Annotated in this window: 25 protein-coding genes and 1 pseudogene; 19 read left to right on the forward strand and 7 right to left on the reverse strand. The window is 60.4% G+C overall.

Annotated elements, in window-relative coordinates; genetic code table 11:
• Positions 1-61 precede the first annotated feature (61 nt).
• Positions 62-976 (forward strand): GntR family transcriptional regulator, encoded by a 915-nt coding sequence (locus tag R0140_RS23590; RefSeq protein ID WP_008807558.1) that lies wholly within the window; start codon positions 62-64, stop codon positions 974-976.
• Between the two features lie 179 nt (positions 977-1,155).
• On the forward strand, positions 1,156-2,517 hold the full coding sequence (locus R0140_RS23595; protein WP_016160246.1) for an MFS transporter: 1,362 nt from the start codon (positions 1,156-1,158) through the stop codon (positions 2,515-2,517).
• 3 nt (positions 2,518-2,520) lie between these two features.
• On the opposite strand, the gene R0140_RS23600 is transcribed toward R0140_RS23595, so the two are convergent.
• Complete coding sequence (locus R0140_RS23600) at positions 2,521-3,357, reverse strand: GNAT family N-acetyltransferase (protein WP_012542947.1); 837 nt, start codon at positions 3,355-3,357, stop codon at positions 2,521-2,523.
• A gap of 32 nt (positions 3,358-3,389) precedes the next feature.
• Between R0140_RS23600 and R0140_RS23605 the strand changes: the two genes are divergently transcribed.
• Entirely contained in the window at positions 3,390-3,923 is a 534-nt protein-coding gene (locus R0140_RS23605) for a GNAT family N-acetyltransferase (protein WP_032736636.1), read from the forward strand.
• A gap of 28 nt (positions 3,924-3,951) precedes the next feature.
• Here the strand turns inward: R0140_RS23605 and R0140_RS23610 are convergent, their stop codons facing one another.
• From R0140_RS23610 to R0140_RS23630, 5 genes are all read right to left on the reverse strand, one after another.
• Positions 3,952-4,962, reverse strand: coding sequence for an Ldh family oxidoreductase (locus R0140_RS23610; RefSeq protein ID WP_023322033.1), 1,011 nt, complete (start codon positions 4,960-4,962; stop codon positions 3,952-3,954).
• A gap of 11 nt (positions 4,963-4,973) precedes the next feature.
• Positions 4,974-6,575, reverse strand: coding sequence for an APC family permease (locus tag R0140_RS23615; RefSeq protein WP_012542949.1), 1,602 nt, complete (start codon positions 6,573-6,575; stop codon positions 4,974-4,976).
• A gap of 15 nt (positions 6,576-6,590) precedes the next feature.
• Positions 6,591-8,195, reverse strand: a complete 1,605-nt coding sequence (locus R0140_RS23620) for an aldehyde dehydrogenase (NADP(+)) (protein ID WP_064160791.1) — start codon at positions 8,193-8,195, stop codon at positions 6,591-6,593.
• A 14-nt stretch (positions 8,196-8,209) separates the two neighbouring features.
• Entirely contained in the window at positions 8,210-9,130 is a 921-nt protein-coding gene (locus R0140_RS23625; RefSeq protein ID WP_008807565.1) for a dihydrodipicolinate synthase family protein, read from the reverse strand.
• Between the two features lie 151 nt (positions 9,131-9,281).
• A complete protein-coding gene (locus R0140_RS23630) occupies positions 9,282-10,106 on the reverse strand; it encodes a helix-turn-helix domain-containing protein (protein ID WP_008807566.1) in 825 nt (274 codons plus the stop codon).
• A 310-nt stretch (positions 10,107-10,416) separates the two neighbouring features.
• Here R0140_RS23630 and R0140_RS23635 point away from each other — a divergent pair, with 310 nt between their 5' ends.
• The 4 genes from R0140_RS23635 to R0140_RS23650 are packed head-to-tail and all read left to right on the forward strand — an operon-like array spanning position 10,417 to position 13,973.
• Positions 10,417-11,364 carry a 4-hydroxyproline epimerase gene (locus R0140_RS23635; protein WP_048271461.1) on the forward strand — a complete coding sequence of 316 codons (948 nt, stop codon included), beginning with the start codon at positions 10,417-10,419 and terminating at the stop codon, positions 11,362-11,364.
• Positions 11,361-12,470: an NAD(P)/FAD-dependent oxidoreductase gene (locus R0140_RS23640; protein WP_032736634.1), complete on the forward strand. Its 1,110-nt coding sequence runs from the start codon at positions 11,361-11,363 to the stop codon at positions 12,468-12,470. Before R0140_RS23635 ends, R0140_RS23640 begins: the two co-directional genes overlap by 4 nt.
• Positions 12,467-12,730, forward strand: coding sequence for a (2Fe-2S)-binding protein (locus R0140_RS23645; RefSeq protein ID WP_023322030.1), 264 nt, complete (start codon positions 12,467-12,469; stop codon positions 12,728-12,730). Before R0140_RS23640 ends, R0140_RS23645 begins: the two co-directional genes overlap by 4 nt.
• Positions 12,711-13,973, forward strand: a complete 1,263-nt coding sequence (locus tag R0140_RS23650; RefSeq protein WP_032736633.1) for an NAD(P)/FAD-dependent oxidoreductase — start codon at positions 12,711-12,713, stop codon at positions 13,971-13,973. Before R0140_RS23645 ends, R0140_RS23650 begins: the two co-directional genes overlap by 20 nt.
• Before the next feature lie 3 nt (positions 13,974-13,976).
• On the opposite strand, the gene hpaR is transcribed toward R0140_RS23650, so the two are convergent.
• Positions 13,977-14,417, reverse strand: coding sequence for a homoprotocatechuate degradation operon regulator HpaR (gene hpaR, locus R0140_RS23655; protein ID WP_002887503.1), 441 nt, complete (start codon positions 14,415-14,417; stop codon positions 13,977-13,979).
• A gap of 64 nt (positions 14,418-14,481) precedes the next feature.
• Between hpaR and R0140_RS23660 the strand changes: the two are divergent.
• From R0140_RS23660 to R0140_RS23715, 12 genes and pseudogenes are all read left to right on the forward strand, one after another.
• Positions 14,482-14,646 (forward strand): annotated as a pseudogene (locus R0140_RS23660) (hypothetical protein).
• A 58-nt stretch (positions 14,647-14,704) separates the two neighbouring features.
• Positions 14,705-15,337: a fumarylacetoacetate hydrolase family protein gene (locus tag R0140_RS23665; RefSeq protein ID WP_012969003.1), complete on the forward strand. Its 633-nt coding sequence runs from the start codon at positions 14,705-14,707 to the stop codon at positions 15,335-15,337.
• Positions 15,334-16,098, forward strand: coding sequence for a fumarylacetoacetate hydrolase family protein (locus R0140_RS23670; protein ID WP_008807571.1), 765 nt, complete (start codon positions 15,334-15,336; stop codon positions 16,096-16,098). The genes R0140_RS23665 and R0140_RS23670 overlap by 4 nt, the downstream gene beginning before the upstream one ends.
• Positions 16,095-17,561, forward strand: coding sequence for a 5-carboxymethyl-2-hydroxymuconate semialdehyde dehydrogenase (gene hpaE, locus R0140_RS23675; protein WP_049152942.1), 1,467 nt, complete (start codon positions 16,095-16,097; stop codon positions 17,559-17,561). Before R0140_RS23670 ends, hpaE begins: the two co-directional genes overlap by 4 nt.
• Before the next feature lies 1 nt (position 17,562).
• Complete coding sequence (hpaD, locus tag R0140_RS23680) at positions 17,563-18,420, forward strand: 3,4-dihydroxyphenylacetate 2,3-dioxygenase (RefSeq protein ID WP_009485358.1); 858 nt, start codon at positions 17,563-17,565, stop codon at positions 18,418-18,420.
• A 9-nt stretch (positions 18,421-18,429) separates the two neighbouring features.
• Positions 18,430-18,810, forward strand: a complete 381-nt coding sequence (locus R0140_RS23685) for a 5-carboxymethyl-2-hydroxymuconate Delta-isomerase (RefSeq protein WP_008807573.1) — start codon at positions 18,430-18,432, stop codon at positions 18,808-18,810.
• A gap of 108 nt (positions 18,811-18,918) precedes the next feature.
• Complete coding sequence (gene hpaH, locus R0140_RS23690; protein WP_023339540.1) at positions 18,919-19,722, forward strand: 2-oxo-hept-4-ene-1,7-dioate hydratase; 804 nt, start codon at positions 18,919-18,921, stop codon at positions 19,720-19,722.
• Positions 19,723-19,732: 10 nt separating this feature from the next.
• Complete coding sequence (gene hpaI, locus R0140_RS23695; RefSeq protein ID WP_012969004.1) at positions 19,733-20,524, forward strand: 4-hydroxy-2-oxoheptanedioate aldolase; 792 nt, start codon at positions 19,733-19,735, stop codon at positions 20,522-20,524.
• Positions 20,525-20,642: 118 nt separating this feature from the next.
• Complete coding sequence (hpaX, locus tag R0140_RS23700; protein ID WP_012542960.1) at positions 20,643-22,019, forward strand: 4-hydroxyphenylacetate permease; 1,377 nt, start codon at positions 20,643-20,645, stop codon at positions 22,017-22,019.
• A gap of 9 nt (positions 22,020-22,028) precedes the next feature.
• The gene (hpaA, locus tag R0140_RS23705) at positions 22,029-22,919 is read left to right on the forward strand and encodes a 4-hydroxyphenylacetate catabolism regulatory protein HpaA (protein ID WP_012542961.1); all 891 of its coding nucleotides are present in this window, start codon (positions 22,029-22,031) and stop codon (positions 22,917-22,919) included.
• Positions 22,920-23,144: 225 nt separating this feature from the next.
• The gene (hpaB, locus tag R0140_RS23710) at positions 23,145-24,707 is read left to right on the forward strand and encodes a 4-hydroxyphenylacetate 3-monooxygenase, oxygenase component (protein ID WP_002887473.1); all 1,563 of its coding nucleotides are present in this window, start codon (positions 23,145-23,147) and stop codon (positions 24,705-24,707) included.
• Positions 24,708-24,726: 19 nt separating this feature from the next.
• Positions 24,727-25,239, forward strand: coding sequence for a 4-hydroxyphenylacetate 3-monooxygenase reductase subunit (locus tag R0140_RS23715; RefSeq protein ID WP_012542962.1), 513 nt, complete (start codon positions 24,727-24,729; stop codon positions 25,237-25,239).
• The last annotated feature ends 182 nt before the right edge of the window (positions 25,240-25,421 follow it).

A 25,421-nucleotide genomic window follows, 5' to 3' on the forward strand; every position in this document is an offset into this window, starting at 1 on the left:
TGAAATGTCGCGCACAAAACTGTTTTAAATCCGGCTTTAATGGATAAAAAAGGAAAACGTTATGAGTCGCTCACAAAACCTACGTCACAATGTTATTAACCAGGTCATCAACGATATGGCGCGTGGCTTTATCCCCTCGCCGCTACCCTCGCAAAGCGCACTGGCGGAGATGTATAACATCAGCCGCACCACGGTGCGCCATATCCTTTGCCACTTATGCGAGCGCGGCGTCTTGAGCCAGGTCAATCACGACTACCAGATCCTTCGTCAGCCGGAAGTACAGGACGGCTTCGATGGTTCCAGCGCCTCGCTGACCGAACAAAACCGTCTCTTTGAACAAGCGTTTTTTACCATGATTAACCAGCGTCAGCTACGCGCCGGGGAGCGGTTCTCCGAACTGCAACTGGCGCGTGCCGCGGGCGTCAGCCCGGTCGTGGTCAGAGAATTTTTACTGAAATTCAGCCGCTACAACCTGATTGAAAGCGAAAAGCGCGGCCAGTGGAACATGAAAAAATTTGAGCAATCCTGGGCCGAGCAACTGTTCGAATTGCGGGAAATGCTGGAAACCCACGCACTTCAACATTTTCTTAATCTGCCGGACAGCGATGCCCGCTGGCTGCAGGCCAAAACCCTGCTCGAGCGCCACCGCACCCTGCGGGACAGCATCGGCAACAGCTTTCGTATGTTCTCCCAGCTCGATCGTGATTTTCATTCGCTGCTGCTTTCCGCTGCTGATAATATATTTTTTAATCAATCACTTGAAATTATTTCCGTGATCTTTCACTTCCACTATCAGTGGGATGAAAGTGACCTTAAACAGCGCAATATCATCGCCATTGATGAACATATGACGATCCTGAGCGCACTCATCTGTCGCAGCGATCTGGATGCCAACCTGGCGCTACGTAACCACCTGAACTCCGCGAAGCAATCCATGATTAACTCTCTCAAGCAAAGTGAATCGCTGGCACATTAAGTACCGATTAAAAACAGAAAATGATTAGCAACAGCACAAATCCAAAAACGTAATCCGGCGCCCTCAAAAAGGTTATTTATGCTGAAAACAAGTCGACTTACTTTACTGTGAAACAGGTGGATGATGTTTACCCCATTCGTTGTCACTTGGTATTCAAACATAATAATCAGGAGTCAGGCGTGGAATCACAAAATATAACCATAGACCCGCAGACCGACTTTAAAAAGGGGGAAGCGGAAACCCTTTCAGTTCCCTTAGAAAATACACTACAACGTAGTTCTCGTATTAAAAAGATTCAAACAACGGCAATGATTCTGTTATTTCTGGCGGCGGTGATTAACTACCTCGACCGAAGTTCATTGTCCGTTGCGAACTTAACGATTCGCGAGGAGTTAGGGCTTACCGCCACTGAAATCGGGGCGCTGTTATCGGTTTTCTCTCTGGCCTATGGCATTGCGCAACTGCCCTGCGGGCCGTTGCTGGATCGCAAAGGTCCACGCATCATGCTGGGGCTGGGGATGTTTTTCTGGTCGCTATTTCAGGCGGTCTCCGGGATGGTGCACAGCTTTACGCAGTTTGTCCTGGTGCGTATCGGCATGGGGATCGGCGAAGCGCCGATGAACCCGTGCGGCGTCAAGGTGATCAACGACTGGTTTAATATTAAAGAGCGCGGTCGCCCAATGGGCTTCTTTAACGCCGCCTCGACGATTGGCGTGGCGATCAGCCCGCCGATCCTTGCCGCGATGATGCTGATGATGGGCTGGCGCTGGATGTTTATTACCATCGGCGTACTGGGGATCTTTGTCGCTATCGGCTGGTATATGCTTTATCGCAACCGGGAGGATATCCCCCTCACCGCCGATGAGCAGGCCTACCTTAATGCCGGAAGCGTCAACGTGCGCCGCGACCCGCTGAGCTTTGCCGAATGGCGCAGTCTGTTTAAAAACAAAACCATGTGGGGAATGATGTTCGGCTTCAGCGGCATCAACTATACCGCGTGGCTATATCTGGCATGGCTGCCGGGTTACCTGCAAACGGCGTATAACCTCGATCTGAAAAGTACCGGGTTTATGGCCGCCATTCCTTTCCTGTTTGGTGCCGCCGGTATGCTGATCAATGGCTACGTCACCGACTGGCTGGTCAAAGGCGGCATGGCCCCGATCAAAAGCCGCAAGATCTGCATTATTGCCGGGATGTTCTGCTCCGCGGCGTTTACGCTGATCGTGCCGCATGCCACCACCTCAATCGCGGCGGTGCTATTAATCGGTATGGCGTTGTTCTGTATTCATTTTGCCGGAACGTCCTGCTGGGGATTGATCCACGTCGCCGTAGCATCAAGAATGACGGCTTCCGTCGGCAGTATTCAGAATTTCGCCAGCTTTATCTGCGCTTCATTCGCACCGGTGGTGACCGGATTTATTGTCGATACCACCCATTCCTTCCAGCTGGCACTGGTTATATGCGGCTGTGTGACCGCTCTCGGCGCACTGGCCTACATTTTCCTGGTTCGCCAGCCGATTAGTGACCCGCGTAACGACTGAATCTTAACGCCCTGCTGACCGCAGGGCATTCATCGTTGCGCTCATTTCATACTGCTGCAGCGATAGCGGCGCATATCCCGCCGCGGCAAACAGCGGTGTAAACGTTTCCGGGACCGTCACCGAAGTCCCCACACCCGGGAACTGCTGCGCCAGCGTCACCAGCAGCTCACGCGCCAGCCCCTGACGGCGGGCGGCGGGCTCCACCCACAAAAATTGCAGTACAGGCCGTGAGCCCGCCGTCGTTAGAACCGCGAAGGCGCGCTGTTCCAGCGTCACGACCTGACATGGCAGGGTGGCGAAGGTGAGCGGATCCAGCAGCCAGGGGAGCTGACTGTTACTCTCGTCAATGACGCGCCGTAGCAGGGCCAGGGTGGGATAAAGCTGTAACACCTTCGATGTCGCAGCCAGAGGCGCTGTGCTCAGGTAGCCGCAGAGCCCATAGCGCCGCGTAAAGCCCAGCGTCTGATATAGCGCGACGGCCGCATGGTTATCGCGGATCACCTCCAGAGATACCGTCTCAACCCCCTGTTGTTGCAGGAGCATTAGCAGATCTTGCATCAGTTCCCGGCCCAGGCCTTTGCCGCGCCAGGCCGGGCGCAGGGCAAAGGCCGCCAGGCGAGCGGCACTTCCCCGGCGGGCGACAATCGCGATCGCCGCCGGTTCATCTCCGGCCAGCCAGACGCGGGAATCGATCAGGCTCATCCCCTCGGCGCTGAAACGCTGTACAAATCCCGCCACCGACTGGGTAACAGGCACCAGATAGGCTTCAAAACAGGCGTTGAGAATATCCGTTAACTGCACGCTGCTGAACTGCGTGGCGGGAACGGCGGTCAGCTCCATACTTTTCTCCCGAAGGCTGCTATGCTGAGGTGATGAAAACTAACACTATAACTGCCGATGCCGTATTACGCCTGACTCAGGAGAGCGATATCGCCCTTCTGCCCGCCATTGAACGTTCTGCCGCCCAGGCATTTCGCCAGATCCCCTCTCTCGCCTGGCTGGCGGACAGCGAGGTGATTAGCGTTGCGCGTCATCATGATTATCTGGAAACAGAGCATAGCCTGCTGGCGGAAGCCGCCGGGCAGCCGATTGGCTTTATTCTGACCGAACCGCTCGACGATGCGTTATTTATCGTCGAAGTCGCCGTCCATCAGGACTGGCAGCATCAGGGCATCGGCCGGATGCTGCTGAAGCAGGTTATTGAGGGCGCACAGCAGATGGGCTACCCGGCGGTAACCCTCACCACCTTCCGCGAGGTGCCGTGGAATGCGCCGTTTTATACCCGTCTGGGATTCACCATGCTCGATGAGCTGACCCTGCCTGCCGGACTGGCGGCAAAAAGGGAACAGGAGACCCGGCACGGCCTACCGCCCGAGTCGCGCTGCGCCATGCGCCTGTCGCTCTGATGGTCGGCCCGCCGCGCTCCGCGCTTTACTATGGCCGCAAGGCGCAAATCTCATCATGCAATGAACGGCTGATGGTAACCCCCTGCTGCTCACTCTGCTGACGGCAGGCGAAACGCCGCTCGCCCGGCAGCCGCGCGCCCTGATCCTGCATCGCATTGAACAGCGTTTCGGCGCGCGCCAGCTGCTCTTGTGCCTGCGCGCCGAGAAAGCGCTGCGGATCCAGCGCCAGGATAAGCTCGCCGCCGTAGGGGAGCCCACCCGCGCCGTTATCCCACGCCAGCGATTCGGCGCTGGTCATATCGCCGATAAGTGGCCCGGCCAGCAGCTCAACCATTGCCGCCAGCGCCGAGCCCTTATGCCCGCCAAAGGTTAACATCGCGCCGTTCAGCACCTCCGCGGCATCGGTCGTTGGCTGTCCCTGACTGTCGATTCCCCAGCCTTCCGGTAGCGCTTTGCCAGCACGCTGATACAGCTGGATCTCACCGCGCGCCGCGGCGCTGGTCGCCATATCAACAATAAACGGCGGCTTATCCCGCCGCGGCCAGCCAAAGGCGATAGGGTTGGTGCCGAACAGCGGACGCGTGCCGCCCGCCGGGGCGACCCAGGCGTGGCTTGGCGTGCAGGCCAGCCCCACCAGCCCTGCCTCGGTCAACGGCTCAATATCGGCAAACAGCGCGGAAAAATGGACGCAGCGGTTAATCGCCAGCGCCGCAATGCCGTTTTGCCGCGCCTTCTCCAGCAGCAGCGGCAGCGCGCGCTCGTAGGCCAGCAGTGAAAAAGCGCCCCCGGCGTCCGCCCGCGCAATCGCCGGCGCCTGGTCATGGATCTGCGGCTCGGCATCGGGCGATACCTTACCTTTGCGCAGGGTATCGACAATGCCCAACAGCCGCCACAGGCCGTGGGAAGCGCAGCCATCGCGTTCCCCGGCGGTCACATTGCGGGCAATCGCCGCCGCGTGGTCGGCGCTAAATCCATTGGCGCTGAGTACCTCCAGCGCCAGGTCATAAGCTTCAGGTAACGATAGAGTTACCGACTCCATACTGTTCTCCTTTACTCTTCTTCGTCTCCGCTAAAGTTAGCCTGCGGCAGGCAGCTGCGCGCGCCCCAGTAGTAAATCCCCAACGACATCGCCGCCACCAGCACCGTATCCCAGGGGTGACCGATAACATTAAGCCCGCCGAAGCTGCCCAGCCAGGAAAAGAGGATAATCAACGCATAAAACACGATCAGCCACAGCGAAGACTTCACCTGCTGCGCCAGGCTCACGGTATGTTCCGGCACCTTACCTTTGCACATCACGTAGACGACAAACATCACGATTTGCAGCCCCAGCAGCCACGAGAGCGTATTCCAGCCTGACCAGTAGACAATCAGCGCCGAGATCATAAACGATACCGGGCCGATGATGCCGAAGGCGCGCACGCGGAACGGCCGCGGCAGATCCGGCGCGTTGCGGCGCAGCCCGGCAGCGGTCACCGGAGCGATGGCGTAGCTCAGCACCAGGGCCGCCGACACCACGCTAATCAGCTGTTCCCAGGAGGGGAACGGCAGCGTCCAGAAGATTGAAAGCCCGAAGGTCAGCCACAGCGCCGGACGCGGAATCCCGGACGCTTTATCGATATGGGTAAAGGCTTTAAAGAAAGTACCCGCCTTCGCCCAGCCGTAGATCACCCGCGGCGTCGCGTTCATATAGATATTGCCGGTGCCGCTCGGGGAGATGATCGCATCGCTTATCACCATAAAGGCCAGCCAGCCCATGCCGAGGGTAATGGCAATATCGCGATACGGCAGCGAGAACTGTTTGCTCACCTCGGCCCAACCGCCGTTCAGCATTTCGGTGGGGATACTGCCAAGGAACGCCAGTTGCAGCAGCACGTAGATAATCGTCGACAGCACCACTGATAAAATCAACGCAATAGGGATAGTCCGCTGCGGCTTTTGTACTTCGCTGGCCACCGAGATAATCGGCGTCAGTCCCAGATAAGCGAAGATAATTCCGCCCGCGCTGATCGCCGCTTCCACCCCGGACATGCCGAATGGCGCAATCCCCTGCGCGTGCAGGTTCTCCGGTTTAAAGAAGGCGAACAGCGTCACCACCACCAGCAACGGCACCAAAAACTTGAGCACGCTGATGAAGTTGTTCGATCGGGCGAAGGTCTTAACGCTGTAGTAGTTAAGCGCGAAGAAGAAACAGAGCAGCAGGAACTGCACCACCCACCCCAGCAGCGTCGGCGAGCTGGAGCCCGGCTGGGTCAGCGCCGGAAACCAGGCCGCGGCATATTGCCGGGCGGCGACGATTTCAATTGAGATCAGGCTGGAGAAAGCGATCAAGGTGATGAACCCCAGCAGATAGCCCATCAGCTCACCGTGGGAAAAGACCGGGTAGCGAATAATGCCGCCGGCGCGCGGCAGCGCCGCCCCCAGTTCACAGTAGACAATCCCCAGCAGCAATACTGCAAAGCCGCCGATCACCCACGAGGCGATCCCGGCCGGACCGGCGATGGAGGCCACGTGGCTGGCGGCGAATAACCATCCGGAGCCGAATATCGCCCCCAGGCCGATAAAGGTGAGATCGGTCAGGGTCAGCTGTTTTTTAAACTTACCCGACTCAGCAACGCGGGTTTGACTGTTATGCGTAGTGTGAATGGTCATGGTGATGCCCTTGCGTCAATGAGAGGAGGAAATCGCTTCCCGGGTCCACTGGCCGTTGACCAGGCGCAGCAGGTTCAAAGGGTTCGCATCCTGCAGCGCCGGCGGTAACAGGGCAGCCGGCGCGTTCTGCAGACAGACCGGGCGCAGAAAACGCTCAATCGCCCGGCTGCCGACCGAGGTCCCGCGTGCGTCGGTGGTCGCCGGCCACGGGCCGCCGTGGACCATCGCATCGCACACTTCCACGCCGGTGGGATACCCGTTAAACAGCACCCGTCCGGCCTTCTCACACAGCAGCGGTAGCAGGCTCGCCGCCAGCGGGCCATCATCCGCCTCAGCATGCACCGTCGCGGTGAGCTGCCCCTGCAGCGCTTTCACCACCGCCTGCAGCTGGGCCTCATCGTCCACTTCCACCAGCAGCGACAGCGGGCCGAAAACTTCGCTCTGCAGCAGCGTATCCTGCGCCAGCAGATCCTCGACCTGAGCCTGCCACAACTGGGTCTGCGCCTGCCCGACGCCGGCGACGAGGCCGCTCGCCAGCCTCTCAATACGCGGGTGCGCCGCCAGTGCCGCCACTCCCTGACGGTAGTGCTGAAGGGTCGGCGCATTGAGCAACACCTGCGGCGTGGAGTCCGCTACCGCCGCGCACAGCGCCGACTTAAAGCGTTCCAGCCCGGCGCCGCGCAGCGCCAGAATCAGCCCCGGACGGGTACAGAACTGGCCGCCGCCGAGGGTGAATGACGCCACCAGCTCGTTTGCCAGCGCCTCGGCCCGCGTCTGCAGCGCCTGCGGCAGAATAATCAATGGGTTAATCGCCGACATTTCAGCAAACAGCGGAATTGGCTGCGGTCGCTGCTGCGCCAGCTGATACAGCGCCTTACCGCCGGCCAACGAACCGGTAAAGCCAACGGCCTGAATCGCCGGATGACGGACCAATTCGGCGCCGATATCGGTCCCGAAAATCATATTGAATACGCCGCCGGGTAAACCGCACCGTACCACCGCCCTGACGATCGCCTCGGCGGTCAGCTCGGCGGTGGCCATATGGCCCGGATGGGCCTTCACCACCACCGGGCAGCCAGCCGCCAGCGCCGAGGCGGTATCGCCGCCAGCGGTAGAAAAGGCCAACGGAAAGTTGCTGGCGCCAAACACCGCCACCGGCCCTAACGCCTGCTGATACTGGCGCAGGTCCGGGCGCGGCAGCGGCTGACGGTCGGCTAAGGCGGTATCAATACGGGCGGCGAAGGTATCACCGCGCAGGATCACGCCAGCAAACATCCGCAACTGGCCGCTGGTGCGCGCCCGCTCTCCCTGTAGCCGCGCCAGCGGCAGCGCGGTCTCCTGCCCGGCGATAGCAAAAAACGGCTCGCCCAGCGCGTCCAGTTCATCGGCAATCGCGCAGAGAAAGTGCGCCCGCTGCTGCGGCGTGGTTTGTGAATAGACGGCAAAGGCCTGCTGCGCGGCTTCTGCGGCCAGTGCGGCTTCCTCACGGGAAGCCGGATAAAAGCGGTGGCCGGTGGCTTCGCCGTCCACCGCCCGCAGGCTCAATAGCGTCGCCTCACCGCTGGCAATACGGCGTCCGGCGATAAACTGCCGTCCCGCCATGGTCTGAGATGCATTCATAGTGACTCCTGTGCTCAGAGGCCGACATCCGGCAGCGTCGGACGAGTGGCCAGCGCCTGTTCAACGATCGCCACCACCTGCTGGCGCGTTTCGCCTTCCAGCGCCAGACGCGGCGGACGGGTAATGGCGCTACCGCGGCCCAGCAACTCTTCACACAGCTTGATGCACTGCACCAGATCCGGACGCGCATCGAGATGCAGCAGCGGCATGAACCAGCGGTACAGCGCCATCGCCTCTTCGTAACGCTGCTGGCGGGCGAGACGGAATAACGTTTCCCCTTCGCGCGGGAAGGCGTTGGACATTCCGGAGATCCAGCCTTCCGCGCCGACGGCGATGCTTTCCACCACCACGTCATCCAGCCCGGCAAACAGCACGAAGCGGTCGCCAACGGTGTTACGCAGGTCGATAAAGCGGCGGGTATCGCCGGAGGAGTCTTTAAAGCAGACGATGTTGTCGCAGTCGGTCAGGGTGGCGAGAATGTCCGGCGTCACGTCGTTTTTGTAAATCGGCGGGTTGTTATAGACCATAATCGGCAGGTCGGTAGCGCTCGCCACGCTGCGGAAGTGGGCCGCGGTTTCATGCGGTTTTGAGGAGTAGACCAGCGCCGGCATCACCATGATCCCGTCGACGCCGACGCGCTCCGCCTCTTTCGCCATTTTCTGGGCGAAGGCGGTGGTGAACTCGGCCACCCCGGCGATGACCGGAATTTTGCCGCCGGCGGCATCCTTCGCCACCTCGATAATCTGCAGTTTTTCATCGGTGCTCAGCGAGGTGTTCTCCCCTACGCTGCCGCACACCACCAGCCCGGAAACGCCATCTTTCACCAGGTTTTTCATCACCGCGTGAGTGGCGTCTAAATCGAGGGAGTAATCGCTACGAAACTGCGTGCTGACCGCCGGGAATACGCCGCTCCAGTGAATCGCTTTTTTGCTCATGCTCGGTTCCTTGTCGTCATTTTGTTAAGTCGAAGTGAATGAATGGTGAATATTCACTGACAGATTGACGTGTCGCGGAACCGGCGGCTTGTCGGTTTTCCCTCAATACGATGACGAAATTAGCACAGTCGGCAAAAGTGTGAGCCAGCGTTTATCCGAGCAGCGTGAGGCGAAAATCGCGCGGCGTCGAGCCGGTCATCGCCTTGAACTGGCGGCTAAAGGCGCTGTGATCGGTATACCCGCACTGCAGGGCGATATCGGTAATCGGCGTATCGCCAGCCAGCAGTTCGGTCGCTTTTTCCAGCCGCACTTTGTGGATCATCTGCCGCGGAGTGAGATGAAAGATCCGTTTGCAGTAGCGTTCGATCTGCGCAATCGACATCCCGCTTAAGGCGGTTAACTCTTCCATGGCGATCGGCCGGTGATAATGGCGGCGGATATGATCGTCGACGATCGCCAGCCGCTGCCACGCCGGATGGCGGGCATGAGCCTCCTGCAGATCGTGCGAGATCCCGGCCATGCCGATCACCTGCCCGCGGACATCGCGCAGCGCCAGTTTCTGCGTCAGGCACCAGCCGCGCTCGCGGCCATTGTAGAGATGCATTTCCAGCTGATCGCGCAGGGTCACACCTTCGCGCAACACCCGCAGATCCTGTTCGGTATAACCCTGACCCAGCGCGGAAGGAAAGACATCGGCGGAGGTTTTGCCCAGCAGCGAGGAGACGCTTTTGAAACCACAGCGGCGGGCCAGCGTCAGGTTCGCCAGCAGATAGCGCGCCTGACGATCTTTGATAAAAAAGACCACATTAGGAATGGCATTGAGCAGGGGCGCAATCAGCGCCAGCGCATTCAGCAGCGCTGGCATATTTTCCGGCCGCTGGCGCGCCAGCCCTTCGCAGATCTGGCTCAGCTCATCGACGGCCAGCTCAGGTTGGTTAACCGCGCGCGGCGGCGCCGCATCAGAAACACCGATCATAAGGCCTCCTCATGGTAAGTGACCGAAGGATATTTATTCACTTTCCGTTAACACCTCAAGCAGCATCCCTCGGTTTTGCGATCCTGGATCCGCTTTACGCCTTCCCCTGATTTAGCCACTGGCGCAATGGTCACTTTCGGTTTACCACAGCATTAAGCAAATGATTAATAAGAAATAACTATGTGAAATAGAAATATACCGCGCTCATGACTGTGCAGATTTCGTCATTTTCTCTGACGAAAGCGCTCAAGCAGGCCGGGAAAGGTTGCGCCAGCATGATGAAACATGTTGTTAACTTCCGGAGAGCCTGATGACCGCGCCACGCCCCCCTGTTACGCTGAGAGCTATTGATTCACACACCGGCGGCGAACCGACCCGCCTGATCGTTGACGGATTCCCCGACCTCGGCGATGGCAGCATGGCGAAGCGCCGCGACCGCTTCGCCCGCGACTTCGACCATTGGCGTCAGGCGGCCATTCTCGAACCGCGCGGTAATGACGTACTGGTCGGCGCGCTGCTGTGCAAACCGGTCTCGGCGGCGGCTACCGCTGGCGTGATTTTCTTCAACAATGCCGGTTTTCTGAATATGTGCGGCCACGGCACAATCGGGCTTATCGCCTCGCTGGCCTGGCTTGGGCGTATCCAGCCCGGCGTACATCTGATTGAAACACCGGTCGGCGACGTAAGCGCTACGTTGCACGACGATGGCAGCGTATCGGTGCAAAACGTCCCGGCCCGCCGCTGGAAAAAACAGATCCGCGTTGAGACCGCGCATGGTCCCGTCATCGGCGATATTGCCTGGGGCGGCAACTGGTTTTTCCTGATTAACGACCACCCGTTCGCCATTACCCCCGAACATATTCCACAGCTCACCGCCTACGCCTGGGCAGTGCGCGAGGGGCTGGAAGCCGCGGGGATCCGCGGCGACGACGGCGGCGTTATCGACCATATCGAACTCTTCGCCGATGACGATACCGCCGACAGCCGCAACTTCGTACTCTGTCCGGGAAGGGCCTGGGATCGCTCGCCGTGCGGTACCGGCACCAGCGCCAAGCTGGCCTGCCTGGCGCAGGATGGCAAGCTGCAGCCGGGGGAAATCTGGCGTCAGGCCAGCATCATCGGCAGCCAGTTTACCGCCAGCTACCAGCGCACCGCGGAAGGCATCATCCCAACGATCCGCGGCGAAGCCTGGGTGTGTGGAGACAACCAGTTGATCCTCAACCCTGACGATCCCTTCTGCTGGGGGATCGCGCCGTGAAGCAGTGCGACGTCATCGTGATCGGCGCCGGGATCATCGGCGCCGCCTGCGCGTGGCAGCTGGCGAAGCGGGGGCAGAGCGTGACGCTTATCGATGACGGTCAGCCCGGCGCGACGGCGGCCGGTATGGGCCATCTGGTGTGCATGGATGACGACCCCGCCGAGCTTGCCTTGTCGGCATGGTCGCTGGAACGCTGGCGCGCTATCACGCCACGGATGCCCGACCATTGCGCCTGGCGCGGCTGCGGCACGCTGTGGCTGGCGGAAAGCGAAGAAGAGATGGCCGTGGCTGGCGACAAACAGCGGCGGCTGGCCAGCTATCAGGTGCCCAGCGAACGCCAGACCCCGCAGCAGATCGCCGGACGCGAGCCGCTGCTGCGCGGCGGGCTGGCGGGCGGCCTGTGGGTGCCAGGCGATGGCATCCTTTACGCGCCAAACGTCGCCCGCTGGCTGATGGCCGATGCCGGAGACCATCTTACCTGCCTGCACGACAGCGCGCAGGCGATTACCGAACCGCAGGTGCTGCTCGCCAGCGGCAAACGGCTACAGGCGCGGGCCATCGTGGTGGCCTGCGGACTTGAAGCCAACGCGCTGTTAGCGGAAAACTGGCTGCGACCGAAAAAAGGCCAACTGGCGATTACCGATCGCTACCGGCCGCGGGTGCATCACCAGCTGGTTGAGCTGGGTTACGGCGCCAGCGCCCATGGCGGCGGCACCTCGGTGGCGTTTAACCTTCAGCCGCGGCCAACCGGCCAGCTGCTGATTGGCTCTTCGCGTCAGTTTGATAACCGTGAGCGCGAGTTGGATCTGCCCTTGCTGGCGCAGATGCTCGATCGCGCCCGCCATTTCGTGCCGGCGCTGGCGACGTTGAATATCATCCGCTGCTGGAGCGGCCTGCGCGCCGCCTCGCAGGATGGCAACCCGCTGATCGGCCCGCATCCCACGCGCCGTGGCGTATGGCTGGCGCTGGGCCATGAAGGGCTGGGCGTCACCACCGCTCCGGCCACAGCTGAACTGCTGGCGGCGCAGATCCTCGATGAACGCTGCCCATTGGCGCCCGACGCCTGGCTCCCGGCCCGTTTGTGTCAACAGGAGGCGATTGCATGAAGGCCACGCTCACTATCACCATTGATGGCGAAGCGCTGACGGTGCCGGAAGGCATTAGCGTGGCGGCGGCGCTGGCGTTGACCGGCGACCCCACCACCCGCCAGGCGGTTAACGGCGAGCTCCGCGCGCCGTTTTGCGGCATGGGCGTCTGCCAGGAGTGCCGGGTCACCGTCGATGGCCTTCGGGTGCTGGCCTGCCAGACCCTGTGCCGGGCCGGTATGCAAATAGAAAGGAGCCACGATGAACACGCTGCGCTGTGACATTTTAATCCTCGGCGCCGGCCCCGCCGGCATGGCGGCCGCGCTCTCCGCCGCCGCCTGCGATAAACAGGTGATTATTCTCGACGATAACCCCGCCCCTGGCGGACAAATCTGGCGCGCGGGTCCGCAGGCGACGCAGCCCGCCCTGGCCCGGCGCTACCGCGACGCCATCGCCGCGTCTGCCGCCATCCGGGTAGTGAACGGCGCGCGGCTGATTGCCCGCCCCTCCGCGCACAGCGTGCTGTTTGAAACCGCCGACGGCGGCGGCGTGGTTTGCTGGCAGAAACTGATCCTCTGCTGCGGCGCGCGCGAGCTGTCGCTGCCCTTTCCCGGCTGGACCTTACCCGGCGTGACCGGCGCGGGCGGCCTGCAGGCGCAAATCAAACAGGGCCTGTCGCTGAAAGGAGAAAAGGTGGTGATTGCCGGCAGCGGTCCGCTACTGCTGGCGGTGGCGGATACGGTGAACAAGGCTGGAGGCGACGTGACGAATATCATTGAACAAGCGCCGCTCCCGGCGCTGCTGCGCTTCGCCAGCGGGCTGTGGCGCTGGCCGCAGAAGCTGCGCCAGTTAGCGACGCTGGCCCCGAAAGGCTATCTGAGCGGCGCGCAGGCGATCCGCGCTCACGGCGCAACGCGGCTGGAAGCCGTTACGCTTCGCCAGCGCGGCGTCGAGCGAACTATCGCCTGCGATCGGCTGGCTATCGGCTACGGGCTGATACCCAATATCGAGACGGGGCTGCTGTTTGGCTGCGCCACGGCACAGGAGGCGATCCAGGTTAACCGCTGGCAGCAGACCAGCGTCACGGATATCTATGCCGCCGGCGAGTGTACCGGTTTCGGCGGTAGCGAGCTGGCGCTGGCGGAGGGCGAAATCGCCGGGTATGCCGCCGCCGGGGCCAGCCAGCAAGCGCAGGCGTTATTTACCCGCCGCGCCCGCTGGCAGCGTTTCGCCGAAGCAATCAACCGTACCTTCCGGCTGACGGAATCCTTGAAAGACGCCGCAACGCCGGAGAGCCTGCTGTGCCGCTGCGAGGATGTACGCTGCGGCGATGTGGCGGCCGCCGGAGGCTGGCTGCAGGCCAAACTGACCCAGCGCTGCGGAATGGGCGCCTGTCAGGGGCGTACCTGCGCCGCCAGCGCCCGCTGGTTGTACGGCTGGCCGCTGCCGCAGCCAAGAGAACCGCTGGCCCCCGCCCGCGCGGAAACGCTTATTACCCTCGCCCGGCCGAGCGCCGAGCCGTAACCGCTACTCTTCTTCATCACCGCGCCCGGCAGGGACGCCAAGCGCAATAAACTCCTCCAGCAGCGAGGTCAGTTGCTGCAGCTTTTCCGTGGTGAACTGGGCCTCCAGCAGACGATAGGTTTCTTCCACCTCGGCCTGAGCGCTTTCATACAGCGCGGTTCCGGCAGGCGTCAGCGAGACGTACAGCTTGCGCTGATCGTTAACCGGCTTTAAGCGCAGCACCAGCCCATCCCGCTCCATGCGCGTCAAAATCCCGGTCAGGCTGGGGCGCAGGATGCAGGCGCGAAAGGCCAGATCGTGAAAATCCATCGACGGACGTTCGGCGAGAATTCGCACGATCCGCCACTGCTGTTCGGTGAGATTGTGCCGTTTGACGATCGGCCGAAAGTAGGCCATCGCCGCCTCACGCGCCTGCAACAAGGCAATGGTTAATGAATCATGCATAGTATCCCCTCTACAGCCTCATCCAAAACTTATTAACAACTTAATAATTAGCTTTAATCCTGCCATGTACAACCGGTTTCTGCACCTGAAAAGTACCAGCCTCTTCCTGAAAAACAGTCAACTCATTGATTAAAAACCAATAAGTTATTGATGTGTAAATATTGTGTTAATCCGATCACAAAACATTCACTTCCAGTTGCTAAACCTGGCCGCAAAGCATAAAAGATGATCATTAACATATTAATGAAATGCATTTAAATCCGAAATCAGTACCAGAGGAGTGGTGAATGAAAGGTACCATCTTCGCCGTTGCGCTCAATCATCGCAGCCAGCTCGACGCCTGGCGCGAAGCGTTTCAACAGGCCCCCTACAAGACGCCGCCGAAAACCGCGGTCTGGTTTATCAAGCCGCGCAATACCGTGATTGGCGACGGCGAGGCGATCCCCTATCCGCAGGGCGAGACCGTACAAAGCGGCGCGACGGTGGCGCTGATTGTCGGCAAAACCGCGCGTAAAGTGGCGGCGGCAGAGGCAGCGAACTATATCGCCGGCTACGCGCTGGCTAACGATGTGAGTCTGCCGGAAGAGAGTTTTTATCGCCCGGCGATCAAGGCGAAATGCCGCGATGGCTTCTGCCCCGTCGGCGCGCTGTCGGCGGTGCGTAACGTCGATAACCTGACCATCATCACCGAAATCAACGGCCGCGAGGCGGATAGCTGGCATACCGGCGATCTGCAGCGTAACGCCGCGCAGCTGCTGAGCGCCTTAAGCGAGTTCGCCACCCTCAATCCCGGCGACGCGATCCTTATCGGCACGCCCCACTCTCGCGTCACGCTGCGCCCCGGCGACCGCGTACGTATTCTCGCCGACGGATTCCCGGCGCTGGAAAACCCAGTTGTCGCAGAAGGAGAGCTGGCATGAAACAGGCACGCATTGAATGGCAGGGACAGGTACGCGACGTGCTGGTCGATGAACGCGACCAGGTGCGCCTGAACGATGGCACGGTATTGAAAGAAGGCGAATTCCGCTGGTTGCCGCCCGCCGACGGCACGCTGTTCGCGCTGGGGCTGAACTACGCCGACCACGCCAGCGAGCTGGAATTTAAGCCGCCAACCGAGCCTTTGGTGTTCATCAAAGCGCCGAACACCTTTATTGGCCACCAGCAGCAGTCGGTACGCCCGGATAACGTCGAATACATGCACTACGAAGCCGAACTGGTGGTGGTGATCGGGAAAACCGCGCGCCGCGTCAGCGAAGCCGAGGCCATGGACTATGTCGCTGGCTATACCGTGTGCAACGACTACGCGATCCGCGACTATCTGGAAAACTACTACCGCCCGAACCTGCGGGTGAAAAGCCGCGACACCCTGACGCCGATCGGCCCGTGGATCGTCGCCAAAGAGGCGATCCCGGATCCGCATAATCTGGCCCTGCGTACCTGGGTCAACGGCGAACTGCGCCAGCAGGGCACCACCGCCGATCTGATCTTCAGCATCCCGTTCCTCATCGCTTATTTAAGCGAATTTATGACCCTGCAACCGGGCGACATGATCGCCACCGGCACGCCGAAAGGGCTATCCGATGTGGTGCCGGGCGACGAGGTGATCGTTGAAGTCGAGGGCGTGGGCCGCCTGGTCAACCATATCATCAGCCAGCAAGCGTATGAGGAGACACTGTCATGAAAAAGATTAACCATTGGATCAACGGTAAAAACGTTGCCGGCGCAGACTATTTTCATACCACCAACCCGGCCACCGGCGAGGTACTGGCTGAAGTCGCCTCTGGCGGCGAAGCCGAGGTTCACCAGGCGGTAGCGGCGGCGAAAGAGGCCTTTCCGAAGTGGGCTAACCTGCCGATGAAAGAGCGCGCGCGCCTGATGCGCCGCCTGGGGGATCTGATCGATCAGAACGTCCCGGAGATCGCGGCGATGGAAACCGCCGATACCGGCCTGCCTATCCACCAGACCAAAAACGTGCTGATCCCGCGGGCGTCGCATAACTTCGAATTTTTCGCCGAAGTGTGCCAGCAGATGAACGGCAAGACCTATCCGGTCGATGACAAGATGCTTAACTATACCCTCGTGCAGCCGGTTGGCGTCTGCGCGCTGGTGTCGCCGTGGAACGTGCCGTTTATGACCGCCACCTGGAAGGTGGCGCCGTGCCTGGCGCTGGGGAATACCGCGGTGCTGAAAATGTCCGAGCTGTCGCCGCTGACCGCCGATCGTCTGGGCGAGCTGGCGCTGGAAGCCGGGATCCCGGCTGGCGTGCTCAACGTGGTGCAGGGCTATGGCGCCACCGCCGGCGACGCGCTGGTGCGCCATCATGATGTGCGCGCCGTCTCCTTCACCGGCGGCACCGCCACCGGCCGCAACATCATGAAGAACGCCGGTCTGAAAAAGTACTCTATGGAGCTCGGCGGAAAATCGCCGGTGCTGATTTTTGAAGACGCCGATATTGAGCGCGCACTCGACGCCGCGCTGTTCACCATTTTCTCGATCAACGGCGAACGCTGCACCGCCGGTTCGCGCATTTTCATTCAGCAGAGTATTTATCCGGAGTTCGTCAAGCGCTTCGCCGAGCGCGCCAACCGCCTGCGCGTGGGCGATCCGACCGATCCGAATACCCAGGTCGGCGCGCTGATTAGCAAGCAGCACTGGGAGAAAGTGTCCGGCTACATTCGCCTCGGCATCGAAGAGGGCGCCACCCTGCTGGCCGGCGGCGCGGATAAACCGTCCGACCTGCCGGAGCATCTGAAAGCCGGCAACTTCCTGCGCCCGACGGTACTGGCGGATGTCGACAACCGCATGCGCGTCGCTCAGGAAGAGATTTTTGGCCCGGTCGCCTGCCTGCTGCCGTTCAAAGACGAAGCGGAAGGGCTGCGTCTGGCGAACGATGTGGAATACGGCCTGGCGTCGTACATCTGGACCCAGGACGTCAGCAAAGTGCTGCGTCTGGCACGCGGTATTGAAGCCGGGATGGTGTTCGTCAACACCCAGAACGTGCGCGACCTGCGCCAGCCGTTCGGCGGCGTGAAGGCCTCCGGCACCGGCCGCGAAGGCGGCGAATACAGCTTTGAAGTGTTCGCCGAAATGAAAAACGTCTGCATCTCGATGGGCGACCATCCGATCCCGAAATGGGGAGTCTGATATGGGTAAGTTAGCGTTAGCAGCAAAAATCACTCACGTGCCGTCGATGTATCTGTCTGAGCTGCCGGGGAAAAACCACGGCTGCCGCCAGGGCGCGATCGACGGGCATAAAGAAATCGGCAAGCGCTGCCGTGAAATGGGCGTCGATACCATTATCGTGTTTGATACCCACTGGCTGGTCAACAGCGCCTACCACATCAACTGTGCCGACCATTTTCAGGGCGTCTACACCAGTAACGAATTGCCGCATTTTATTCGCGACATGACCTACGACTACGACGGCAACCCGGAGCTGGGCCACCTGATTGCCGACGAGGCCGTCAAGCTTGGCGTACGCGCCAAAGCGCACAATATTCCGAGCCTGAAGCTGGAGTACGGCACCCTGGTGCCGATGCGCTACATGAATAGCGATAAGCATTTCAAAGTGGTGTCCATTTCCGCCTTCTGTACCGTTCACGATTTTGCCGACAGCCGCAAGCTGGGCGAGGCCATCCTCAAGGCCATCGACAAATATGACGGCACCGTGGCGGTGCTGGCCAGCGGTTCGCTGTCGCATCGCTTTATCGACGACCAGCGCGCCGAAGAGGGGATGAACAGCTATACCCGCGAATTTGACCATCAAATGGATGAGCGGGTGGTGAAGCTGTGGCGGGAGGGCAAATTCAAAGAGTTCTGCACCATGCTGCCGGAGTACGCCGACTACTGCTACGGCGAAGGCAATATGCACGACACGGTGATGCTGCTCGGTCTGCTGGGTTGGGATAAATACGACGGCAAGGTGGAGTTTATCACCGAGCTATTCGCCAGTTCCGGCACCGGCCAGGTCAACGCCGTGTTCCCACTGCCGGCGCAGGCGTAAGGAGGCCCCATGCCGCATTTTATCGCCGAGTGTACCGACAATATCCGTGAACAGGCCGATTTACCGGGCCTGTTCGCCAAAGTCAACGAGGCGCTGGCCGCCACCGGCATCTTTCCGATCGGCGGGATCCGCAGCCGCGCCCACTGGCTCGATACCTGGCAGATGGCCGACGGCAAGCAGGATTACGCCTTCGTGCATATGACCCTGAAGATCGGCGCCGGGCGCAGTCTGGAGAGCCGTCAGGACGTGGGAGATATGCTGTTCGCACTGATCAAAGCCCATTTTGCCGCGCTAATGGAGAGCCGCTATCTGGCGCTGTCGTTCGCCATGGAAGAACTCGACCCGACGCTGAACTACAAACAGAACAACGTGCACGCGTTATTTAAATAACGTGCAAATTGCCCGGTGGCGCTGCGCTTACCGGGCCTACAAGGGCCATGAATTTGTAGGCCGGATAATCAAAGCGCCATCCGGCAATGCAATGCCACAGGAATCACTATGCTCGATAAACAGACCCGCACCCTGATTGCCCAGCGGCTGAACCAGGCCGAAAAACAGCGTGAACAGATCCGCGCGATCTCGCTGGATTATCCGTCGATCACCATTGAGGACGCCTACGCCGTCCAGCGCGAGTGGGTCGAAATGAAGATCGCCGAAGGCCGCGCGCTCAAAGGCCACAAGATCGGCCTGACCTCTAAAGCGATGCAGGCCAGTTCGCAGATCAGCGAGCCGGACTACGGCGCGCTGCTCGACGATATGTTCTTCCACGACGGCAGCGATATTCCCACCGACCGCTTTATCGTTCCGCGTATTGAAGTCGAGCTGGCCTTCGTGCTGGCCAAACCGCTGCGCGGCCCGAACTGCACGCTGTTTGATGTCTACAACGCCACCGACTACGTTATCCCGGCGCTGGAGCTCATCGATGCGCGCTGCCACAACATCGACCCGGAAACCCAGCGTCCGCGCAAAGTGTTCGACACCATCTCCGATAACGCCGCCAACGCCGGGGTGATCCTCGGCGGCCGGCCGATTAAACCGGATGAGCTCGACCTGCGCTGGATCTCCGCCCTGCTGTATCGCAACGGCGTGATTGAAGAGACCGGCGTCGCCGCGGGCGTACTCAATCATCCGGCCAACGGCGTGGCCTGGCTGGCCAACAAACTGGCGCCGTACGATGTCCAGCTCGAAGCCGGGCAAATTATCCTCGGCGGCTCCTTCACCCGCCCGGTCCCGGCGCGCAAGGGCGATACCTTCCACGTCGACTACGGCAACATGGGCGCCATCAGCTGCCGCTTTGTTTGAGGAGAGCAACATGAACAACGCATTTAAAGAGGCGCTCAAGGCCGGCCGTCCGCAAATCGGCCTGTGGCTTGGGCTGTGCAGCAGCTACAGCGCCGAACTGCTGGCCGGCGCGGGCTTCGACTGGCTGCTGATCGACGGCGAACACGCGCCCAACAACGTACAAACGGTGCTGACCCAGTTGCAGGCCATTGCGCCCTACCCCAGCCAGCCGGTAGTGCGTCCGTCGTGGAACGATCCGGTACAAATTAAACAACTGCTGGATGTCGGCGCGCAAACTCTGCTGGTGCCGATGGTGCAGAATGCCGAAGAAGCGCGGCTGGCGGTAAGCGCCACCCGCTACCCGCCTGCCGGCATCCGCGGAGTCGGCAGCGCGCTGGCCCGCGCCTCACGCTGGAATCGCATTCCGGATTATATCCACCGGGCCAATGACGCCATGTGCGTACTGGTACAGATTGAGACCCGCGAAGCGCTGAAAAATTTGCCGCAGATCCTCGATGTCGACGGGGTGGACGGCGTGTTTATCGGCCCGGCGGATCTCAGCGCCGATATGGGCCACGGCGGCAACCCACAACACCCGGAAGTGCAGGCCGCCATTGAAGATGCCATCCAGCAAATCCGCCAGGCCGGAAAGGCGCCGGGGATCCTGATGGCCAATGAACAGCTGGCGAAACGCTATCTCGAACTGGGCGCGCTGTTCGTCGCCGTCGGCGTCGATACCACCCTGCTGGCCCGCGGCGCAGAAGCGCTGGCGGCGCGGTTTGGCGCGGAAAAAACCGACCTGGGTTCGTCAGGCGTCTACTAACGCCGGGTGGCGCTACGCTCATCCGGCCCGGAGCAGCAGCGAATCGCAGGTCCGGTAAGCGCAGCACTACCGGGCAACCCGCAGTACCCTACAAAATTCCCATTAGAGGAAAATAATAATGAGCGATACATCACCTGCCATCCCGGAAAAGTTCGATCCGGCGAATCAGCACAAACAGCTGACGGCGCAGCAGCAGTCGGTTATCAACAAGCTCTTCCGCCGTCTGATCGTGTTTTTATTCGTCCTGTTTATCTTTTCGTTTTTAGACCGGATCAATATCGGCTTTGCTGGATTAACCATGGGGCAGGATCTGGGCCTCAACGCCACCATGTTTGGCCTGGCCACCACCCTGTTTTACGCCACTTACGTCATTTTTGGCATTCCCAGCAACGTGATGCTCAGCATCGTCGGCGCACGACGCTGGATCGCTACCATCATGGTGCTGTGGGGCATCGCCTCTACCGCCACCATGTTCGCCACCGGACCAAAAAGTCTCTATGTTCTGCGCATGCTGGTGGGGATCACCGAGGCCGGTTTCCTGCCGGGTATCCTGCTGTACCTGACCTACTGGTTCCCGGCATTTTTCCGCGCCCGCGCTAACGCGTTGTTTATGATTGCGATGCCGGTGACCACCGCGCTGGGGTCGATCGTCTCCGGCTATATCTTGTCCCTCGACGGTCTGCTGAACCTGCACGGCTGGCAGTGGCTGTTCCTGCTGGAAGGCTTCCCGTCGGTGCTGCTCGGCATTATGGTCTGGTTCTGGCTGGATGATTCTCCGTCGAAGGCCAGGTGGCTGACGGCGGAGGACAAAAAATGTCTGCAGGAGATGATGGATAACGATCGCCTGACTCTGGTGCAGCCGGAAGGGGCCATCAGCCATCACGCCATGCAGCAGCGCAGCCTGTGGCGGGAAGTGTTCACCCCGATCGTGTTGATGTATACCCTCGCCTACTTCTGCCTGACCAATACGCTCAGCGCGATCAGCATCTGGACGCCGCAGATCCTCAAAAGCTTTAACGAAAGCAGCAGCAATATCACCATCGGTCTGCTGGCGGCGATCCCGCAAATTTGTACCATTCTCGGGATGATCTACTGGAGCCGCCACTCCGATAAATACCAGGAGCGGAAGCATCACACTGCCCTGCCGTTCCTGTTCGCCGCTGCGGGCTGGCTGCTGGCGTCAGCCACCGATCATAACCTGATCCAGCTGCTCGGGATCGTGATGGCCTCCACCGGATCGTTTAGCGCTATGGCCATCTTCTGGACCACGCCGGATCAGTCCATCAGTCTGCGTGCCCGCGCAATCGGCATTGCGGTGATCAACGCCACCGGCAATATCGGATCGGCGCTCAGTCCCTTTATGATCGGCTGGCTGAAGGATATTACCGGCAGCTTCAGCAGCGGGCTGTGGTTCGTCGCCGCACTGCTGGTGATTGGCGCGGTGATCATCTGGGCGATTCCGATGAAGGGCTCGCGCCCTCGCGCGACACCGTAAGGAGCCGCTATGTGCCAAAGCCCAATCGCCAACATCGATATCAATAAAGAGTACGACGAGAGCCTGGGCACCGAAGAGGTGCACTACCAGTCGTTTTCCCGCATGGCGGCCTTTTTTGGCCGCGACATGCAGGCGCATCGTCACGACCGTTATTTCCAGATGCACTACCTTGATACCGGGCAGATTGAGCTGCAGCTTGATGACCATCGCTATTCGGTGCAGGCGCCGCTGTTTGTGTTAACGCCGCCCTCGGTGCCGCACGCGTTTATTACCGAGTCCGATAGCGATGGTCACGTGTTGACAGTGCACGAAGAACTCATCTGGCCGCTGCTGGAGGTGCTTTATCCCGGCACGCGGGAGACCTTCGGCCTGCCGGGGATCTGTCTGTCGCTGGCAGATAAACCCGACGAGCTGGCGGCGCTGGCCCACTACTGGCAGCTGATTCGTCGGGAATCTACCGCCCAGTTGCCCGGGCGGGAACACACCCTGGCGCTGCTGGCGCAGGCGGTATTTACCCTGCTGCTGCGCAACGCCAGGCTCGACGATCATGCCGCCAGCGGGATGCGCGGCGAGCTGAAGCTATTCCAGCGCTTTAACCAGATGATCGACAGCCACTACCATCAGCACTGGACGGTACCGGATTACGCCAGGGAGCTGCATCTGACCGAATCGCGGCTGACCGATATCTGCCGCCGCTTCGCCAACCGTTCGCCGAAGCGGCTGATATTCGACCGCCAGCTGCGCGAGGCGAAGCGGCTGCTGCTGTTTTCCGATAGCGCGGTCAATGAGATTGCCTGGCAGCTGGGGTTTAAAGACCCTGCCTATTTTGCGCGCTTTTTTAGCCGCCAGGTCGGCTGCTCGCCCAGCAGCTACCGGGCGCAAAAAGTACCTGTGTCGTAATACCCCGGCGGCGCTGCGCTTGCCTGGGCTACAGACCACAGGGCGGGTCAGCGCCGCGCCACCCGCCAAAAGCTGCCGAGATCACAAAATTTAATCCCGCCTGAAAAGTACCCGCCGTTGTCGCAAACGTCCCTTCACGGCAAGCGCAATAACCGCTTCAATTAAACAACAAAAACAAAACATATATTTAACATTATTTTTCCGATAAATACTGAAGAGGCCCCTATGAAACCTGAAGATTTCCGCGCCGACGCGAAACGCCCGTTAACTGGCGAAGAGTATTTAAAAAGCCTGCAGGATGGCCGCGAAATTTATATCTACGGCGAGCGCGTGAAGGATGTCACCACCCACCCGGCCTTCCGTAACGCCGCGGCTTCTGTCGCTCAGCTGTACGATGCGCTGCACAAACCGGAGATGCAGGATTCCCTGTGCTGGGGCACCGATACCGGCAGCGGCGGCTACACCCATAAATTCTTCCGCGTGGCGAAAAGCGCCGACGACCTGCGCCAGCAGCGCGACGCCATCGCCGAGTGGTCGCGCTTAAGTTACGGCTGGATGGGCCGCACCCCGGACTACAAAGCCGCTTTCGGCTGCGCGCTGGGCGCCAACCCGGCGTTTTACGGCCAGTTCGAGCAGAACGCCCGCAACTGGTACACCCGCATTCAGGAAACCGGCCTGTACTTTAACCACGCTATCGTCAACCCGCCGATCGACCGCCACAAGCCGGCTGATGAAGTGAAGGATGTCTACATCAAGCTGGAAAAAGAGACCGATGCCGGGATCATCGTCAGCGGCGCGAAAGTGGTCGCCACCAACTCGGCGCTGACCCACTACAACATGATCGGCTTCGGCTCCGCACAGGTGATGGGCGAGAACCCAGACTTCGCGCTGATGTTCGTCGCGCCGATGGATGCCGAAGGCGTCAAGCTTATCTCCCGCGCCTCCTATGAGATGGTCGCCGGCGCGACCGGATCGCCGTACGACTATCCGCTTTCCAGCCGTTTCGACGAGAACGACGCGATTCTGGTAATGGATAAGGTGCTGATCCCATGGGAGAACGTACTGATTTATCGCGACTTTGACCGCTGCCGCCGCTGGACCATGGAAGGTGGTTTCGCCCGCATGTATCCCCTGCAGGCCTGCGTACGCCTGGCGGTAAAACTGGACTTTATCACCGCCCTGCTGAAACGCTCTCTGGAATGTACCGGCACCCTCGAGTTCCGCGGCGTACAGGCCGACCTCGGCGAAGTAGTCGCTTGGCGCAACATGTTCTGGGCGCTTAGCGATTCCATGTGCTCGGAAGCGACGCCGTGGGTCAATGGCGCATGGCTGCCGGATCACGCCGCGCTGCAGACCTATCGCGTGATGGCCCCGATGGCCTACGCCAAGATCAAGAACATCATCGAGCGCAACGTCACCAGCGGCCTGATTTATCTGCCGTCCAGCGCCCGCGATCTGAACAACCCGCAGATCGACCAGTATCTGGCGAAGTACGTGCGCGGCTCCAACGGTATGGATCACGTTGAACGTATCAAGATCCTCAAACTGATGTGGGACGCGATCGGCAGCGAATTCGGCGGTCGCCATGAACTGTATGAGATCAACTACTCCGGTAGCCAGGATGAAATTCGCCTGCAGTGTCTGCGCCAGGCGCAGAGCTCCGGCAATATGGACAAAATGATGGCGATGGTCGACCGCTGCCTGTCCGAGTACGACCAGAACGGCTGGACGGTGCCGCATCTGCACAATAACGCTGATATCAACATGTTGGATAAGCTGCTGAAGTAATTCACAGCGGGAGGTCATAATGCAATTAGATGAACAACGCCTGCGTTTTCGCGATGCCATGGCCAGCCTGTCGGCGGCGGTTAACGTTGTCACCACCGAAGGCGAAGCCGGTCGCTGCGGCATTACCGCCACGGCGGTGTGCTCGGTGACGGATACGCCGCCATCGGTGATGGTTTGTATCAACGCCAACAGCGCGATGAACCCGGTGTTTCAGGGTAACGGCAAGTTGTGCATCAACGTGCTGAACCACGAACAGGAAATCATGGCCCGTCATTTCGCCGGGATGACCGGGGTGACGATGGAAGAGCGGTTTGCCCTCAGCGGCTGGCAGCAGGGCGCGCTCGGGCAGCCGGTGCTGAAAGGTTCGCTGGCCAGTCTCGAAGGCGAGATTAGCCAGGTGCAAACCATTGGTACCCACCTGGTGTATCTGGTGGAGATCCGCAATATTACCCTGAGCCCGCAAGGGCACGGCCTGATTTACTTTAAACGCCGTTTCCACCCGGTGATGATGGAAATGGAAGTCGCGGTGTAATGGCCTCGCCTGCCTCTCCCCGGATAACGGGGAGGGGCTACATAGATTCGCGTTAGCGTTCCTGCTGGGCAAACTGTGTCAGCGCCGCCTTCTGGTACTTTCCGCCCGTATCGTAGTCCGTCGTCGCCGTCCGGCTCACCTGCGCGCTGATTTGCTCCTCGCTCGGATGGGGATTCCCTCCC

Origin of the sequence: Klebsiella sp. w6 (assembly GCF_033100215.1) — a bacterium.
GTDB classification, from domain to species: Bacteria; Pseudomonadota; Gammaproteobacteria; order Enterobacterales; family Enterobacteriaceae; genus Klebsiella; species Klebsiella variicola.